This window comes from Campylobacter lari (assembly GCF_001017575.1).
GTDB classification, from domain to species: Bacteria; Campylobacterota; Campylobacteria; order Campylobacterales; family Campylobacteraceae; genus Campylobacter_D; species Campylobacter_D lari_C.
Genome location: NZ_CP011372.1, coordinates 1,375,286 through 1,391,519, shown reverse-complemented (window position 1 = coordinate 1,391,519; position 16,234 = coordinate 1,375,286). Strand labels below are relative to the sequence as shown.

At 32.2% G+C, this 16,234-nt stretch carries 17 protein-coding genes; 12 read left to right on the top strand and 5 right to left on the bottom strand.

The window, feature by feature from the left end:
- Positions 1-6: 6 nt before the first annotated feature.
- Positions 7-735 carry a 4-hydroxy-tetrahydrodipicolinate reductase gene (gene dapB, locus CD56_RS07170; RefSeq protein ID WP_047208648.1) on the top strand — a complete coding sequence of 243 codons (729 nt, stop codon included), beginning with the start codon at positions 7-9 and terminating at the stop codon, positions 733-735.
- Positions 736-2,076 carry an amidophosphoribosyltransferase gene (gene purF, locus CD56_RS07165; protein WP_047208647.1) on the top strand — a complete coding sequence of 447 codons (1,341 nt, stop codon included), beginning with the start codon at positions 736-738 and terminating at the stop codon, positions 2,074-2,076.
- A gap of 3 nt (positions 2,077-2,079) precedes the next feature.
- Here the strand turns inward: purF and CD56_RS07160 are convergent, their stop codons facing one another.
- Genes CD56_RS07160 through ilvE form a run of 4 tightly spaced genes read right to left on the bottom strand, consistent with a single transcriptional unit; the run spans position 2,080 to position 5,159 of the window.
- Positions 2,080-2,610, bottom strand: coding sequence for a DUF2393 domain-containing membrane protein (locus CD56_RS07160; RefSeq protein WP_039619288.1), 531 nt, complete (start codon positions 2,608-2,610; stop codon positions 2,080-2,082).
- On the bottom strand, positions 2,610-3,146 hold the full coding sequence (locus CD56_RS07155; RefSeq protein ID WP_039619286.1) for a DUF2393 domain-containing membrane protein: 537 nt from the start codon (positions 3,144-3,146) through the stop codon (positions 2,610-2,612). The genes CD56_RS07160 and CD56_RS07155 overlap by 1 nt, the downstream gene beginning before the upstream one ends.
- A 15-nt stretch (positions 3,147-3,161) precedes the next feature.
- Positions 3,162-4,232 (bottom strand): prohibitin family protein, encoded by a 1,071-nt coding sequence (locus tag CD56_RS07150; protein ID WP_039619283.1) that lies wholly within the window; start codon positions 4,230-4,232, stop codon positions 3,162-3,164.
- A gap of 12 nt (positions 4,233-4,244) precedes the next feature.
- Positions 4,245-5,159: a branched-chain-amino-acid transaminase gene (ilvE, locus tag CD56_RS07145; RefSeq protein WP_039668864.1), complete on the bottom strand. Its 915-nt coding sequence runs from the start codon at positions 5,157-5,159 to the stop codon at positions 4,245-4,247.
- Between the two features lie 97 nt (positions 5,160-5,256).
- Between ilvE and CD56_RS07140 the strand changes: the two genes are divergently transcribed.
- The 10 genes from CD56_RS07140 (at position 5,257) to CD56_RS07095 (ending at position 15,049) form a co-directional block, all read left to right on the top strand.
- Positions 5,257-5,463: a tautomerase family protein gene (locus tag CD56_RS07140; protein WP_039619281.1), complete on the top strand. Its 207-nt coding sequence runs from the start codon at positions 5,257-5,259 to the stop codon at positions 5,461-5,463.
- Positions 5,460-5,921, top strand: a complete 462-nt coding sequence (gene bcp / locus CD56_RS07135) for a thioredoxin-dependent thiol peroxidase (protein ID WP_047208646.1) — start codon at positions 5,460-5,462, stop codon at positions 5,919-5,921. The genes CD56_RS07140 and bcp overlap by 4 nt, the downstream gene beginning before the upstream one ends.
- Entirely contained in the window at positions 5,915-6,988 is a 1,074-nt protein-coding gene (locus CD56_RS07130; protein ID WP_047208645.1) for an epoxyqueuosine reductase QueH, read from the top strand. The genes bcp and CD56_RS07130 overlap by 7 nt, the downstream gene beginning before the upstream one ends.
- Positions 6,989-7,056: 68 nt before the next feature.
- The gene (gene fabZ / locus CD56_RS07125; protein WP_039619275.1) at positions 7,057-7,497 is read left to right on the top strand and encodes a 3-hydroxyacyl-ACP dehydratase FabZ; all 441 of its coding nucleotides are present in this window, start codon (positions 7,057-7,059) and stop codon (positions 7,495-7,497) included.
- Positions 7,497-8,288, top strand: a complete 792-nt coding sequence (gene lpxA, locus CD56_RS07120) for an acyl-ACP--UDP-N-acetylglucosamine O-acyltransferase (RefSeq protein ID WP_039619687.1) — start codon at positions 7,497-7,499, stop codon at positions 8,286-8,288. The genes fabZ and lpxA overlap by 1 nt, the downstream gene beginning before the upstream one ends.
- Positions 8,281-9,510 (top strand): ATP-dependent Clp protease ATP-binding subunit ClpX, encoded by a 1,230-nt coding sequence (gene clpX / locus CD56_RS07115; RefSeq protein WP_047208644.1) that lies wholly within the window; start codon positions 8,281-8,283, stop codon positions 9,508-9,510. The genes lpxA and clpX overlap by 8 nt, the downstream gene beginning before the upstream one ends.
- A 2-nt stretch (positions 9,511-9,512) precedes the next feature.
- Positions 9,513-10,550 (top strand): rod shape-determining protein, encoded by a 1,038-nt coding sequence (locus CD56_RS07110; RefSeq protein WP_012662095.1) that lies wholly within the window; start codon positions 9,513-9,515, stop codon positions 10,548-10,550.
- Positions 10,540-11,280 carry a rod shape-determining protein MreC gene (gene mreC, locus CD56_RS07105; protein ID WP_039619271.1) on the top strand — a complete coding sequence of 247 codons (741 nt, stop codon included), beginning with the start codon at positions 10,540-10,542 and terminating at the stop codon, positions 11,278-11,280. Before CD56_RS07110 ends, mreC begins: the two co-directional genes overlap by 11 nt.
- Before the next feature lie 86 nt (positions 11,281-11,366).
- Positions 11,367-14,630, top strand: coding sequence for a carbamoyl-phosphate synthase large subunit (gene carB, locus CD56_RS07100; protein WP_047208643.1), 3,264 nt, complete (start codon positions 11,367-11,369; stop codon positions 14,628-14,630).
- Positions 14,627-15,049 (top strand): Sua5 YciO YrdC YwlC family protein, encoded by a 423-nt coding sequence (locus CD56_RS07095; RefSeq protein ID WP_047208642.1) that lies wholly within the window; start codon positions 14,627-14,629, stop codon positions 15,047-15,049. The genes carB and CD56_RS07095 overlap by 4 nt, the downstream gene beginning before the upstream one ends.
- Here CD56_RS07095 and CD56_RS07090 read toward each other — a convergent pair whose 3' ends face one another.
- On the bottom strand, positions 15,050-16,084 hold the full coding sequence (locus tag CD56_RS07090; protein WP_039642326.1) for an isoaspartyl peptidase/L-asparaginase family protein: 1,035 nt from the start codon (positions 16,082-16,084) through the stop codon (positions 15,050-15,052).
- Between the last annotated feature and the right edge of the window lie 150 nt (positions 16,085-16,234).

Below are 16,234 nucleotides of genomic sequence, written 5' to 3'. Positions count from 1 at the left end.
TTTAAAATGATTAATATTGGAATTCATGGAAGTAATGGGCGTATGGGTACTCAAATAAGACTTTGCCTAGAAGATGATGAACAGGCAAAGGCTAGTGCATTTTTTGATCAAGGATCAAATTATGAAGATTTTTTTAATAAATGTGATGTGATTATTGATTTTTCTACTCCAAAGGGGTGTGAGGATTTGCTTTTATACGCAAGAAGCAATCCCAAGCCTTTGGTAATAGGTACTACAGGTTTAGATGCTAAGCAAAATGAATTGATGCAAAGTGCGAGCATTACCATGCCTATTCTTTATGCAACTAATATGTCTTTGGGTGTTGCAATTTTAAAAAAACTTTCTTATTTAGCTAGTGAAGCTTTGAGAGATTTTGATATAGAAATACTTGAAATGCACCATAATAAGAAAAAAGATGCCCCAAGTGGTACTGCGATGACTTTAGCACAAAGTGTTGCTAAGGCTAGAAATTTAGACTTAGAAAAGGTTAGAGTAAGCGGTAGAGATGGGATTATTGGGCAAAGAAGCAAAGATGAAATTGCAGTGATGAGTTTAAGAGGTGGTGATATAGTGGGTTCACATAGGGTTGGTTTTTATAATGAAGGTGAATTTATAGAGTTAAATCATACCGCAACATCACGAGCTACTTTTGCAAAAGGTGCAATAAAATGTGCAAAATGGCTAGTTTCTCAAGAAAATGGCTTATATGATATAGATGATTGTTTAGGAATTTAAATGTGTGCAGTAGTTGGAGTAATTAATTCAAAAAATGCAAGCACGGTGGCTTATTATGCTTTATTTGCAATGCAGCACCGTGGACAAGAAGCAAGTGGGATTAGTGTAAGTGATGGTTTAAATATCAAAACTCATAAAGCTAAAGGCGAGGTTGGACAAATTTTTAATACTCAAATTTTAGCAGGATTAAAAGGCGAGATAGCTATAGGACATAATCGTTATTCTACTGCAGGAAATTCTTCTTTACATGATGCCCAACCTGTTGCAGCTACTTGTTCTTTGGGAGATATTTCTTTAGTACATAATGGAAATTTAATTAATAAAGAGGAAGCTAGAAAAGAGCTAATTGATAATGGTGCTATTTTTCACTCAAATATGGACACAGAAAATGTGGTGCATTTAATAGCAAAAAGCAAAAAAGAAACTTTAAAAGATAGATTTATAGAAAGCTTAACTCAAAGTAAGGGAGCATATTGTTTTATGCTTGCTAGTAAAAATCAACTTTTTGTCGTAAGAGATCCTTATGGGGTTAGACCTTTGTCTTTAGGCAGATTAAAAGATGGCGGGTATATTGTAGCGAGTGAAACTTGTGCTTTTGATTTGATAGAGGCTGAATTTATTCGTGATGTAAAGCCAGGTGAGATGCTAGTTTTTACTCAAGGTAGTGATGAGTTTGAAAGTATTCAAGTTTTTGATAAGATAGATCCAAGAATTTGTGCATTTGAATATATTTATTTTGCTAGACCTGATAGTATTATAGAAGGTAAAAGCGTATATGAAGTGCGTAAAAAAATGGGCGAAACCTTGGCTAAAAAATTTAAAGAAAAGGTAGATTTTGTAGTGCCAGTTCCAGATAGTGGTGTGAGTGCTGCTATAGGTTTTGCACAGTATTTAAAAATTCCACTTGAAATGGCAATAGTGAGAAATCATTATGTAGGCAGAACCTTTATAGAGCCAACTCAAGAAATGAGAAATTTGAAAGTAAAATTAAAACTCAATCCTATGAAAAAAGTTTTAGAAGGCAAAGATATAGTGGTGATTGATGATAGTGTGGTAAGAGGAACAACTTCTAAAAAAATCATCGCACTTTTAAAACAAGCAGGTGCAAGAAAAATCCATTTAGCTATAGCATGCCCAGAAATTAAATTTCCTGATATTTATGGTATAGATACGCCTACTTTTGAAGAGCTAATCTCAGCTAATAAAAGTGTTGAAGAGGTTAGAGAATATACAGGTGCAGATAGCTTGACTTTTTTAGATATTGATGAGTTAGTTTCAAGTATAGGCGATGAAAGAAAATATTCTTTGATTAGTTTCGATGGGGATTATTTTATTAAATAATCCTTATTTGCATTTTAATTGTTTGAATATTTTATAACTTTGAAAATGAGGTGGCAATCCCACTTCAAATGAAAAATCTTTATAAGTATGTCCTGGAAGATTTTTTGCGATACTTATATTATATGAGGCATCTCTTTGTTGTTGACTTGCTCTTTTGATGCTATCAAAATTTTGTTGGTTAAATATTTCGCCACTTACTTCATGTTTTTTGTTATCATCGATTATTCTAAGTTCTAAAAAGCACTCTGAAAGTTTGAAGTTAGTATCATTGGTTACTCTACCTTTTACAATAATACTCTCTGTTGCTAAGCGTCTATAGGTTGAAAAATTACTCAAACTTGCTTTTTTGGTGTATTGATCTATGGTTAGCAGTAGTGAAATGGTTAAAATTAAAGCAAGTATGAAACTTACTATGCAAAAAATAATCATATATTTTTTATTTTGAACTTTTAAGTAAAGTAAAACCCAAGTTAAACCTGTAGAAGCTAGCATAATGAAAATGATTAGAATATGAAAAAAAGTAAAATATCCCATTAAAAACACTTTGAATAAATTTTAATGTCAAAATTTTGACCTTCTTTAAAATCGGAAAATTTGGTTTTAAAATTAATGGTTTGGCTAGGGTTTATTGTTTTTTCTATAATGGTAGATTTGCTTCTTAGAGGTTTTATAGTGTGCATTAAATTTTTAAAAGTGCTATTATCATCATTTTTTTTAAAGACTTCTACTTTTAATTTACAATACTTAAAACTTTTTTTAGAAGTGTTTGTTAAGCTATAATCAACACTAAGCGAGTTGTCGTATACAAAAAATTGAGCATTATCTAAACTAGCTATTCTTGATCTAACTTTAGTATCAATTAAAAAATATCCCAAATACGCTATGCTAGCTGAGCATAAAATTCCTAAAAAAATAACCATAAAAGCAAAAGTAGGTTTGTTTCTAATAATTAAAGCAATAAATAAAGTGATAATGAAAAAAAATATAACCAAAGCCATTAGTAAAAAATCAATCAAGTGCAAATGAGTGGTATAAAAAATCATTTGCTCTCGAATGTGCTGGGTGTTCATTATCACTCTTTAATTTTAGTTTGCTACTGAGCTTGTTCTTTTGCTATCTTTACTATCAACCCAAATATTTGGCACAGCTCCACCAGGTGTTAAGAAAATTTTGGCGTCTTTGTTAACCTTAAGTGCTTCGTTAAACTGCTTTTGAGTTTCGATTTGTTTTAAATCAAGCAAAGGATTATTTAAACTTTTTGCTATTTCTCTATTTGAATATGCTTGCGCATCAGCTTCTATTTTAACCGCACTTGCTCTACCTTTAGCGCTAATGATGGTTGCATTTGCCTCCCCTTCAGCTAAAGCTGCTTTTTTAAGTGCTTCTTGATTAGCTCTTTCAACTTCATATTTAGTTCTTTCAGCCTCTTGTTTGGCAATTTGCACTCTTTCAATTTGTTCTTTTACTTTGATAGGCAAGATGATCTCTCTAAGTTGAACTGCTTGAAGCTCGGCAGGCTCATTTGGTTGACTTTCTATAGTTTTTCTAATGCCTTGATCAATTTGCACTGCTATGGTGTTACGATTTGTTGGAAGCTCTTCTGCGGTATATTGACCTACCACATTTCTTACTACATCTCTTACAACTGGGTCAATGATTTTATTTTCCCAATTAAGCCCCCAAGTAGCTATGGTTTGAGGAACTTGCAAAGGATTTAATCTATATTGAACGGTTACATCAATAGACACAGGTAAACCTCTTGAATCAAGCACGGAAATACTATTTTTATTTACAACCCCTGAGCCTATTTGTAAATTTTCATTTACGCCTTCAATAGAAGCATAATTGATTTGTCTTACTCTAGTATCTACTATAGTGATTTTTTGCAATACCGGCATAAAAAAATGAAGTCCTGGTTCAAGCGGAGTAGGGCTGTATTTACCTGTGGTAGACTTGATCCCCATTTCCCCTGAATTAACTATTGCAAAAGGTTTAAAAAGCGCAAAAACTAAAATAATCGCAATCGCACTATAAATTAATGGAGAAAATTTTCCAAAACCTTTGAAGTTAAATTCAGGAGCTTTGAAATTTAAATTTTGCTTATTGTTGTTTTGATTGTTTTTTTTATTAAAATAATCATTCAAATCAGCTGGCATTTAGTTCCTTTGTTAAATATAAGTTAGCATAGAAGCGTATTTTTCATTGCGTCCATAAACTATATCAAAATACGCATTTTGGAGCTTTGTTGTTAGCTCACCTCTTTTTCCATTTCCTATAATTCTTGCGTCAATATTATTTATCGGAGTTATTTCTGCTGCAGTTCCTGTGAAAAATGCTTCATCAGCCACATAAACTTCATCTCTTGAAATTCTTTGGCGCACTACGCTTATACCCAAATCATGTGCAATTTTTAAAACAGTATCTTGAGTGATACTTTTTAATGAAAAATCATTTGGCGGGGTGATTAATTTCCCATCTTTAACCATAAAAAAGCACTCGCCTGTTCCTTCTGCTATAAAACCTTCTTCATCAAGCATTAAAGCTTCTTCATATCCTGCTTCTATAGCTTCATACTTAGCCATTTGAGAATTTAAATAATTTGCACTTGCTTTGGCTTTGCCTAGGCTTGATTTTACGCTATTTCTAGCAAAAGAAGAAATTTTAACCTTAATACCTTTTTCTAAGCCTTCTTCGCCCAAATAAGCACCCCATTCCCAAGCAGCAATAGCTACTCTAACAGGAGCTTTAGCATGATAAACTCCCATAGTTCCATCACCCAAAAAGATCAATGGGCGCAAATAAGTGTTATTTTGAAAATCATTTGCTCTTAAAAGTTCAACTTGCGCATTTTCAAGTTCTTCTTGAGAAAAAGGTGAGTTGATTAAAGTGATTTTTGCAGACTCTAAAAGTCTTTTGGTGTGTTCTTTTAATCTAAAAATTGCTAAACCATTTTGTGTTTTATAAGCTCTTGTTCCTTCAAAAACTGCATTTGCATAATGTAATGAATGTGTTAAAACATGAATTTTCGCATCATCAAAATCAATGATTTTTCCATCCATCCAAATTTTTTTTGCCCTAATCATGAGTAAGCCTTTATTGAAAATAAAACTAATTTTATCAAAAATATACTAATAATTGCTAGAATATAGTAAAATTCTTTATTTAAAGCAAGGAAAAACAATGCCTATTATTAATATCAAACTTGCTAAACCAGAATTTAGCAAAGCACAAAAAGAAGAGTTAATAGCAGATATTACAGAACTTTTACATACAAAATATAATAAACCAAAGCAAAATATAGTCATAATGCTAGAAGATATTGAACCATATAATATTGCTTTTGGTGGTGAAAGTGTAGAAAAATTAAGATTGAAAGGTAAAAAATGAAAGAATTGCAAATTGGTGATAAAGCTCCGGTTTTTGAACTTTTAAATCAAGATGGAGTTAAAATTTCTCTAAGTGATTTTTTGGGTAAAAAAATTATTTTGTATTTTTATCCAAAAGATAATACCCCAGGTTGTACTACACAAGCTTGCGAATTTAGTCAAAATTATGAAGATTTTTTAGGACAAAATGCTGTGATTATAGGTATTAGCCCAGATAGTGTGAAATCACATGAAAATTTTATAAAAAAATATGATTTAAAACACACTTTATTAAGTGATAGTGAAAAAGAAATTTGCAAACTTTATGGTGCTTGGGGTTTAAAGAAAAATTATGGAAAAGAGTATGAAGGGCTTATAAGATCTACTTTTGTAATTAATGAGGAAGGAAATATCACAAAAATTTATAAAAATGTAAAAGCAAAAGATCATGCTTTTAAGGTGTTAAAAGAATTATGTTAGTTCATATTTGTTGTAGTGTGGATAGTCATTATTTTATACAAGAATTAAGCAAAGCCTATCCTGATGAGAAAATCATCGGGTATTTTTATGACCCAAATATTCATCCATATAGTGAGCATGAGCTTAGATTTTTAGATGTTAAACGCAGTTGTGATAAACTAGGCATTAAACTTTATAAAGGTGAATATGAGTATGAAAAATGGCTTGAGAGTGTAAAGGGTTATGAAGATGAACCTGAAAAAGGTGCAAGATGTCAAATTTGTTTTGATTTTAGAATGCACAAAAGTGTTGAATTTGCCCAAAAGATAGGAGAAAAAAAACTCACAACAACTCTTTTAACATCTCCTAAAAAAGATTTAGAGCAATTAAAATTAGCATTACAAAAAGAATGTGATAAATTTGGCATAGAGTTTTTAGCGCCTGATTTTAGAAAAAATGGAGGCACACAAAGACAATTTGCCCTAGCAAAGCAAGATATGCTTTATCATCAAAATTATTGTGGATGTATTTATGCACTTTCTAAACAAAAGGGTCAAAAAGCTTTTATAGATGAGCTGATGAGTCCTATTAATAAACAAATATTGCCTTCAAGCATAGAAGAAAAAATTAAATTTTACAACCAAGTAAAAAAGTTAGAAAAAAAAGGCATTAAATTTGAAATTCAAAGAGAGAAATTTTTAAATTATCGTTTATTAAGAGCTTTAATAAAACAAAACAAGCAAGCTATAAAAACTCATGTTTTATTTTACTCACATTTTAAAAATTCTTACACTAAATTTAGTATTTTAGATGAGGGTTTAAAGCATTATAAAAGTGCAAAGGATGAGATTAATTTATGGAGTTTTGATTATTTCAATAGCTTATGTAAAATGCGATTTAAAAATTATGAAGATTTTTTACAAAATCCTTTAAAAATAGAGCAAGAAATCAAAATAAGACAAAAACATTTTGGTGCTTATGATCTTTCACCGGTAATTATTGTTGAAAATATTATTAAAGGCGCTTATGAATTTATGGCAAAAAGTGAAATTTATTTTGATAGCAAAGAAAAGATTGTGAAGTTATAAAACTTAATTAATTTATTAATATTTTTTTTGTAAAATCTGAATTTTGAATATATTTTAAGGCTAAATTTATGATAGATGTAATGCAAATTCAAAAAATTTTACCACATAGGTATCCATTTTTACTTGTAGATAAAATCGTAGAATTAAAAAACAAAGAAGTTGTTAGAGGTTATAAAAATATTAGTATAAGCGATCATGTTTTTATGGGGCATTTTCCAGATCATCCAATTTATCCAGGTGTGTTAATTTTAGAAGGTATGGCACAAACTGGAGGGGTTTTAGCATTTGAAAGTATGGATGATAAAGTAGATCCAAGCACCAAGGTGGTATATTTTACAGGCATTGATAATGCTAAATTTAGAAACCCAGTGCGTCCTGGTGATAGACTTGATTATGAAATGAGTGTAGTAAAAAATCGTGGAAATATGTGGATTTTCCAAGGAAAAGCTTTTGTAGATGGACAATTAGTAGCAGAAGCTGAACTTAAAGCCATGATAGTAGATAAATGATGAGCAAAATTCATCCAAGTGCAGTTATAGAAGATGGAGCTATCATAGCAGATGATGTTGTAGTAGAAGCTTATGCTTATGTTGGTAAAAATGCTAACATAGGCGCAAATACCATCATCAAACAAGGTGCAAGAATTTTACCTAATGTAACTATAGGTGAGAATTCGAAAGTGTTTTCTTATGCTATAGTAGGAGATATCCCGCAAGATATATCTTATAAAGATGAGATAAGCTCAGGTGTTATTATAGGAAAGAATGCGGTTATTAGAGAATTTGTTACTATTAATTCAGGTACAGCTAAAGGCGATGGCTTTACAAGGATAGGTGATAATGCTTTTATCATGGCTTATTCTCATATTGCGCATGATTGTACTTTAGGAGATCACATCATCTTAGCAAATAATGCTACTTTAGCAGGTCATGTAGAGCTTGGAGATTATACCGTAGTAGGTGGGCTTACTCCAATACATCAATTTGTAAAAGTAGGAGAAGGGTGTATGATAGCAGGTGCTAGTGCGCTTTCTCAAGATGTGGTACCATTTTGTTTGGCTGAGGGAAATCGTGCAAGCATTAGAAGCTTGAATTTAGTAGGCATTAGAAGACGCTTTGATAAAGAAGAAGTGGATGTTTTAAGCAAGGCTTTTAAATTTTTATTCAGACAAGGAAATTTAAAAGACAATGCTTTAAGTTTATTAGAAAGTACTTCTAGTGAAAATGTGAAAAAAATGTGTAATTTTATCTTAGAAACAAAAAGAGGAATTCCTATATATAAGGAAAAAAACCATGGTTAAAAGATGTAGTTTTTGCAATGAAATAGAAACAAGCGAAAGAAGAATTTTAGTAAATGATTATAATAATGCCTTTATATGTGAGTATTGTGCTGAAAGCGCTTGTAATATTTTCTTTGGAGAGGAAAAAGAGCTAAAAAATAAAGAAGTTGATAAAGAAAATTTTAAAGACATAACCCCTAAAGAATTAAAAGCATATTTAGATAAATATGTCATCGGACAAGATAGAGCTAAAAAAATCTTTAGTGTAGGTGTGTATAATCACTACAAAAGACTTTTTAGATCTGACTTAGAAGATGATGATACAGAATTAGCAAAATCAAATATTTTATTAGTAGGCCCAACAGGAAGTGGAAAAACTTTACTAGCGCAGACTTTAGCAAGATTTTTAGATGTGCCTATTGCAATTTGTGATGCGACTTCTTTAACTGAAGCAGGTTATGTGGGAGAAGATGTTGAAAATATCCTTACTCGTCTTTTACAAGCTGCTGATGGAGATGTGCAAAGAGCACAAAAAGGGATTATATTTATTGATGAGATAGATAAAATCGCAAGAATGGGTGAAAATCGCTCCATTACAAGAGATGTAAGTGGCGAGGGTGTGCAACAAGCTTTACTTAAAATCATCGAAGGATCTTTAGTAAATATCCCACCAAAAGGTGGTAGAAAACACCCAAATCAAGATTTTATACAAATAGATACGACTAATATTTTATTTGTATGTGGTGGAGCTTTTGATGGTATTAGTGATATCATTAAAAGAAAACTAGGCGATAATGTCATGGGCTTTTTTACTGATGATAAAAAAGATGAAAAAGAAACCTTGCTTCAAAGATTAGAGCCTGATGATTTAGTGCATTTTGGGCTTATCCCTGAACTCATAGGAAGATTGCATGTGCTTGCTTCTTTAGAAGAGCTTGATGAAGAAAGCATGGTGCGTATTTTAACTGAGCCAAAAAATGCCATTATTAAACAATATCAAAAACTTTTTGCTATTGATAATGTGGAATTAAAATTTGAAGATGAGGCACTAAGAGAAATTGCTAAGCTTTCATTAGAGCGTAAAACGGGAGCTAGGGGTTTAAGAAGTATTATTGAAGAGATGATGGTAGATTTGATGTTTGATTTGCCAGAGTATAATGGATATAGCATAGTAATTACTAAAGAAGTGATCAAAGAAGGTGCAAAACCTTTATTTATAAAAAATAAAAAAGTTAAAGGCTGAGAATGATTTTAGATCAAATAATTGGATTTTTTTCAAGTGATATGGGGATTGACTTAGGTACCGCAAATACTTTAGTTTTGGTAAAAGATAAAGGTATAGTGATTGATGAACCTTCGGTTGTTGCAGTAGAGCGTGAAAGATATGGTAGGGTTAAAATTTTAGCTGTTGGAAAAGAAGCTAAGGAAATGGTAGGAAAAACCCCAGGTAATATCGAAGCAATCCGTCCTATGAAAGATGGTGTGATTGCTGATTTTGATATGACTGAAAAAATGATCCGTTATTTTATAGAAAAAACTCATAGAAGAAAATCTTTTTTAAGACCTAGAATTATCATTTCAGTACCTTATGGTTTAACTCAAGTTGAAAGAAAAGCAGTTAGAGAAAGTGCTTTAAGTGCGGGTGCTAGAGAAGTATTTTTGATAGAAGAGCCTATGGCAGCAGCTATTGGTGCAAATTTACCAATCAGAGAGCCTCAAGGGAGCTTAGTGGTAGATATTGGTGGTGGTACAACTGAAATTGGTGTTACTTCTTTGGGTGGACTTGTGATTTCAAAATCTATCCGCACAGCTGGCGATAAACTTGATACTAGTATAGTAAATTATGTAAAAGAAAAATACAACCTTGTCATAGGTGAAAGAACGGGTGAGGAAATTAAAATCGCAATAGGCTCAGCAGTTCAACTTCCAAAAGAGCTTTCTATGGTGGTTAAAGGGCGTGATCAAGTAACAGGCTTGTTAAATAGAATCGAATTAACAAGTGAAGATGTAAGAGAAGCTATGCGTGAACATTTAAAAGAAATCGCTGATGCTTTAAAAATCGTTCTTGAAATGATGCCACCTGATCTTGCAGCAGATATTGTTGAAAATGGTGTTGTTTTAACGGGAGGCGGAGCTTTAATACGCGGGCTTGATAAATATTTATCTGAAATTGTAAAACTTCCAGTATATGTAGCTGATGAGCCGCTTTTAGCAGTTGCAAAAGGTACAGGTAAAGCTTTAGAAGAAATTTCATTATTACACCAGCTAACGAATGAAGAGTAAAATTCTTAGCGTTTTAATATTATCTTTTTTAGTATTTATTTCGTTTTATTATGGAGATGTAATAAAACGAAATGTTTTAGATTTAAATATTGCTATTGTCAATCAATTTTCTCAAAGTATTGATCTTTTAAAAAATAAATTCAACGAGCATTTTAATCAAGCTGAAGAAATTAGAACTTTAAGAGAAAGAAATGCCGAGCTTGAGAAAAATAATATCTATATGAAAAACTTTGCTAATGAGCTAAATAACATTTTAAGCGATAAAAACTCAAGTTTTTATTATCCTAATGTGAGTTTGGTTAAAGCAACTTCTTATGCGCAAATTAGTGATTATCATAAGGTTTGGCTTGATGTTGATTATAAAGGAAAAATCAAAGGTTTAATTTATAATGGTTACACAGCAGGCATAGTCATAGAAAAAAATGGTAGAGCTTTGGGGCTTTTGCAAGGTGATGAAGAATGTATTTTTTCTGTTTACATAGGCAAAGAACAAGCACCAGGTATAGCTCATGGAAGAAATGATTATGTTTTAGTTAAGTATATCCCTAAATGGCTTGAACTTAAAATGGGCGATAAGGTTTATACAAGTGGTTTAGATGAGATTTTCTTTTCAGGAATTCCAGTGGGAGAAATTTTTAAAATAGAAGAAGAGGGTGCTTATCAAAATGCTTATGTTAAACCTTATACTAAAATGAAAGTTCCAAGTTATTTTTACATGGTAGAAAACTAATTTTTGCTTATTTATTTTAAAAATTTCAACTTCTAAAAAACTTATATTTGTTATAATTTGGCTAAAAATTCAGCTTAGGAAAATACATGCCAAAAAGAACAGATATCAAAAATATATTATTAATAGGCAGTGGGCCTATCGTTATAGGTCAAGCTTGCGAGTTTGATTACTCAGGAACTCAAGCAGCAAAAACCTTAAAAGAGCTAGGTTATAGAGTAGTTTTGATCAATTCTAATCCAGCTACGATCATGACAGATCCTGAATTTGCTGATGCAACTTATATAGAACCAATTACCAAAGAAAGTATTCTAAGTATTATCAAAAAAGAAAAAATCGATGCGATTTTACCTACTATGGGTGGCCAAGTTGCTTTGAATGTCGCTATGGAAGTTTATGAAAGTGGTGAGCTTGCAGATGTCAAGTTTTTAGGTGCAAATCCTGAAGCGATTAAAAAAGGCGAAGATAGACAAGTTTTTAAAGAATGTATGAAAAAAATTGGCATGGATTTGCCAAAATCTATGTATGCGTATAATTATGAAGAGGCTTTAAAAGCTGTTGATGAGATTGGTTTTCCTTTGATGATTAGAGCTTCTTTTACCTTAGGTGGTGCAGGAAGTGGCGTGGTGTATAATATGGATGAGTTTGCAGAGCTTGCAAATACTGCTTTAGCACTCAGTCCTATCCATGAAATTTTAATCGAAGAAAGCTTACTTGGTTGGAAAGAATATGAAATGGAAGTCATTAGAGATAAAAATGATAATTGTATTATCGTTTGCTCTATTGAAAATGTTGATCCTATGGGGGTTCATACGGGTGATTCTATCACTATAGCTCCTGCTTTAACTTTGACTGATAAAGAGTACCAAGCAATGCGTAATGCCTCTTTTGCTATTTTAAGAGAAATTGGAGTAGATACAGGCGGATCAAATGTGCAATTTGCTATCAATCCAACTAATGGTAGAATGATAGTCATTGAAATGAATCCTAGGGTTTCAAGATCTTCAGCCTTAGCTAGTAAAGCAACGGGTTATCCTATAGCTAAGGTAGCTACGCTTTTAGCAGTTGGATTTAGTTTAGATGAGATTAAAAACGACATCACAGGCACTCCTGCTTCATTTGAACCGGTAATTGATTATATTGTAACTAAAATTCCTCGCTTTACTTTTGAAAAATTCCCAAATGCAAGCACAGAGCTTGGCACTGCTATGAAAAGCGTGGGTGAGGTTATGGCTATAGGGAGAACTTTTAAAGAAAGCATTCAAAAAGCACTTTGCTCACTTGAGAGAAATTTAAGTGGGTTTGATACTATAGAATGTGATAAAAATGAGCTTTTGGCAAAAATTCGCCAAGCTAACGAAAAACGCTTGCTTTATATAGCACAAGCTTTTAGAGAAGGTTTTAGTACTCAAGAGCTTTATGAGCTTTGCAAAATAGATCCTTGGTTTTTAAATCAAATTAAAGCAATAGTGGATTTTGAAGATCAAATAGATATGGATATTTTAAGCAATAAACAACTATTAAGAAAAGCTAAAACCTTAGGTTTTTCGGACAAAAAAATTGCTAGTTTGATAAATCAAAAAGATAATCTTGAGCTAAGCCAAAATGATATTTATTATGCAAGAATTAAACATAAAATCATCGCTCAATATAGCGAAGTAGATACTTGTGCGGGCGAATTTGAAGCATTAACTCCGTATTTATACTCAAGTATCAATGCAAATGAAGCTACACAAGTAAAAGAAAGTAAAGATAAAAAAGATAAAAAAGTGATGATTATAGGTGGTGGGCCAAACCGCATAGGACAAGGCATTGAGTTTGATTATGCTTGTGTGCATGCTTCTTTTGCTCTAAAAGATATGGGCGTAAAAACTATAATGTATAATTGTAATCCAGAAACGGTTTCGACAGATTATGACACAAGTGATATTTTATACTTTGAGCCGATTGATTTTGAGCATTTAAGAGCGGTTATTGATAGAGAAAGACCAGATGGAGTGATAGTGCATTTTGGTGGTCAAACTCCGCTTAAATTTGCAAAACGCCTTAGTGCTTTTGGAGCAAAGATCATAGGAACAAGTGCAAGAGTGATAGATTTAGCTGAAGATAGAAAGAAATTTGCTAAATTTATCGAAGATTTAGGCATAAATCAACCTAAAAATGGCACAGCTATAAGTGTAGAAGAAGCGATTATAAAAGCAAATGAGATAGGTTATCCTGTGCTTGTTAGGCCAAGCTATGTTTTGGGTGGTCGCGCAATGCGTGTTGTACATGATGAGAGTGAGCTTAGACTTTATATGCAAGAAGCTGTAGATGTGAGTGATAAATCCCCGGTATTAATCGATCAATTCTTAGACAATGCTACTGAACTTGATGTAGATGCGATAAGTGATGGAAAAGAAGTTTATGTAGCAGGTATTATGGAGCATATTGAAGAAGCAGGAATTCACTCAGGCGATAGTGCTTGCTCTTTACCTGCCGTAAATATTGATGAAGCTATGCTTGAAATGATTGAGCAAAAAACAAAAGATATTGCTTTAAATTTAGGAGTAGTAGGGCTTTTAAATATACAATTTGCTATCCATGATAATAAACTTTATATGATAGAAGTAAACCCAAGAGCTAGTAGAACTGTGCCTTTTGTGAGTAAGGCTACAGGAATTCCTTTAGCTAAGGTTGCAACACGCGTGATGTGGCAAGGAAATTTAAGAGAAAGTTTGAAATTTTATGATACCTTTAAAGTGGTAGAAGAAAAAAACGGAATTTTAAGAGCTAAAAAACCAAAACACATTAGTGTAAAATCAGTGGTATTTCCTTTTGCAAAACTTAGTGGAAGTGACCTTGAGCTTGGGCCTGAAATGCGCTCAACCGGCGAAGTTATGGGTGTAAGCAAAGACTTTGAAAACTCTTACGCAAAAAGCCAACTTGCTTCTTCAAATTTCTTACCAGAAAGTGGCAATGTATTTTTATCACTAAGAGAACAAGATAAAAAATACGCAGTAGATTTAGCTAATGAATACATTAAGCTAGGATTTAAAATCATTGCTACAAGTGGAACTTATAAAATTTTACAAGAAGCAGGTTTAGAGTGTGAGTTTGTGCATAAAATTTCTGAAGGGCGCCCAAATGTAGAGGATAAGTTAAAAAATTCTCAAATTCAACTTGCTATTAATACAAGCGATGAGCATAGCTTTAAAGGTGATACTAAAAAAATTAGAGCAAATATTTTACGCTTTAAAACCCCGTATTTTACAAACCTAAGAGCAGCGTATGCAGGTGCTAAAGCGATTAAAGCTATACAAAATAAATCATGTCTTGAAGTAAAGAGCTTGCAAGAATACTTAAAAGCATGATTTATCTTGCTCAAACTGATACAACAGCAGGGTTTTTAAGCAAGGACTTAAAAGCCCTTAATACTTTAAAAAAAAGACCTTTAAGCCAAGATTGTTTGATTACCACAGCTAAATTTAGCGAGCTTAAAAAACTTACAAGAATACCAAGTCATTTTAAAAACACTATTAGAAAATCCAAAAAAACTACTTTTTTATATCCTAATTCTAAAGCAATACGCGTTGTGAAAGATTGTGCTCATGAGAATTTTTTAAAAGAGTTTGATTGGCTTTATTCTACTTCTGCAAATCTTCATGGAAAAAAATTTGATTTAAAGTGGGCTATGCAAAATGCAGATAAAATAATAGATGAAAAGTTTTTTGAAAGTGGAGCCTCAAAGATCTTTAAACTTCGAGGCGTTAAAAAAGTCAAGTTGCGCTAATTATTTTCCAAGCGGCCAAAATACTTTTGGTTCTTCACCGATTTTTGCTTGTCCATGATACATTCCAAGTTTATCTTTAGTCCAAGCATAGCCAACTTTTCCGTTTTTATCTATTGAGATGATTCCACCAGTACCACCAAGTTTAGCTACTTGTTTGATAGTTTCTTCAGCTGCTTTTTGCACTGAAAGTTTTTTGTATTTATACAAAGACGCAACCTCATGAGCTGCAGCTACTCTTATGTAAATATCACCTGTTCCTGTACAAGAAATCGCTACTGAGTCATTATTTGCATAATTTCCTGCCCCTATAATAGGAGAATCCCCAATGCGTCCTGTCATTTTATTTGTAGTGCCACCTGTGCTTGTGCCCGCTGCAAGATTGCCATTTTTATCTAAAGCTATTGCGCCTACTGTGCCTAAATATGGCTCTGTGCTTACACCAAGATGAGCTTTTGCTTTATCACTATCTAGTAATACTTCTTTGCTTTTTTTAGCTTCTTGAAGTTGTTTATATCTGTGTTCTGTAAAGAAGTATTTTTGCCCCACTATTTCTAAACCATGTTTTTTGGCTAATTTATCAGCACCTTCGCCTGCTATTAAGGTGTGAGGTGTTTTTTCCATAACAAGTCTTGCTGCTTCTATGGGGTTTTTAATCGTCCTAGCCATAGCAATTGCACCTGCTTTTAAATTTTTTCCATCCATTAATGATGCATCAAGTTCGTTAAATCCATCAGAAGTAAAAACAGCGCCTTTTCCAGCATTAAATTCAGGACTATCTTCCATGACTTTAATGGCAGCTATAACCGCATCAACCGAGCTTCCACCTTTTTCAAGTATGCTTTGACCTGCTTTTAAGGATTCTTTCATTACCTTTTCTCTTTTGGCAAATTCTTCTTTAGTAAGTCCTAAGCCACTTGTTCCACCATGTATAACGATAATAGGTTCAAAATCTTTTGCAAAAGTATTATTGCTTGTTAAAAAAGCTAAACTAGCTAATACTAATAAAGCCTTTTTGCTACCTGCTAAAAATTTCATATATTCTCCTTTTTTTGTAAACTGACTATTATATTAAATATAAATTAAATGAATATTAATTTGTATTAGTAAATGTGCAAATTTAAAACAAATTTTTATTTTTTAAATTAATTTATTAATAAATACTAAGAAATTTTTAATAATTACATT

Coding starts and splice junctions, on each gene's coding strand:
- dapB (WP_047208648.1), top strand. CDS start 7: ATGATTAATATTGGAATTCATGGAAGTAATGGGCGTATGGGTACTCAA.
- purF (WP_047208647.1), top strand. CDS start 736: ATGTGTGCAGTAGTTGGAGTAATTAATTCAAAAAATGCAAGCACGGTG.
- CD56_RS07160 (WP_039619288.1), bottom strand. CDS start 2,610: ATGGGATATTTTACTTTTTTTCATATTCTAATCATTTTCATTATGCTA.
- CD56_RS07155 (WP_039619286.1), bottom strand. CDS start 3,146: ATGAACACCCAGCACATTCGAGAGCAAATGATTTTTTATACCACTCAT.
- CD56_RS07150 (WP_039619283.1), bottom strand. CDS start 4,232: ATGCCAGCTGATTTGAATGATTATTTTAATAAAAAAAACAATCAAAAC.
- ilvE (WP_039668864.1), bottom strand. CDS start 5,159: ATGATTAGGGCAAAAAAAATTTGGATGGATGGAAAAATCATTGATTTT.
- CD56_RS07140 (WP_039619281.1), top strand. CDS start 5,257: ATGCCTATTATTAATATCAAACTTGCTAAACCAGAATTTAGCAAAGCA.
- bcp (WP_047208646.1), top strand. CDS start 5,460: ATGAAAGAATTGCAAATTGGTGATAAAGCTCCGGTTTTTGAACTTTTA.
- CD56_RS07130 (WP_047208645.1), top strand. CDS start 5,915: ATGTTAGTTCATATTTGTTGTAGTGTGGATAGTCATTATTTTATACAA.
- fabZ (WP_039619275.1), top strand. CDS start 7,057: ATGATAGATGTAATGCAAATTCAAAAAATTTTACCACATAGGTATCCA.
- lpxA (WP_039619687.1), top strand. CDS start 7,497: ATGAGCAAAATTCATCCAAGTGCAGTTATAGAAGATGGAGCTATCATA.
- clpX (WP_047208644.1), top strand. CDS start 8,281: ATGGTTAAAAGATGTAGTTTTTGCAATGAAATAGAAACAAGCGAAAGA.
- CD56_RS07110 (WP_012662095.1), top strand. CDS start 9,513: ATGATTTTAGATCAAATAATTGGATTTTTTTCAAGTGATATGGGGATT.
- mreC (WP_039619271.1), top strand. CDS start 10,540: ATGAAGAGTAAAATTCTTAGCGTTTTAATATTATCTTTTTTAGTATTT.
- carB (WP_047208643.1), top strand. CDS start 11,367: ATGCCAAAAAGAACAGATATCAAAAATATATTATTAATAGGCAGTGGG.
- CD56_RS07095 (WP_047208642.1), top strand. CDS start 14,627: ATGATTTATCTTGCTCAAACTGATACAACAGCAGGGTTTTTAAGCAAG.
- CD56_RS07090 (WP_039642326.1), bottom strand. CDS start 16,084: ATGAAATTTTTAGCAGGTAGCAAAAAGGCTTTATTAGTATTAGCTAGT.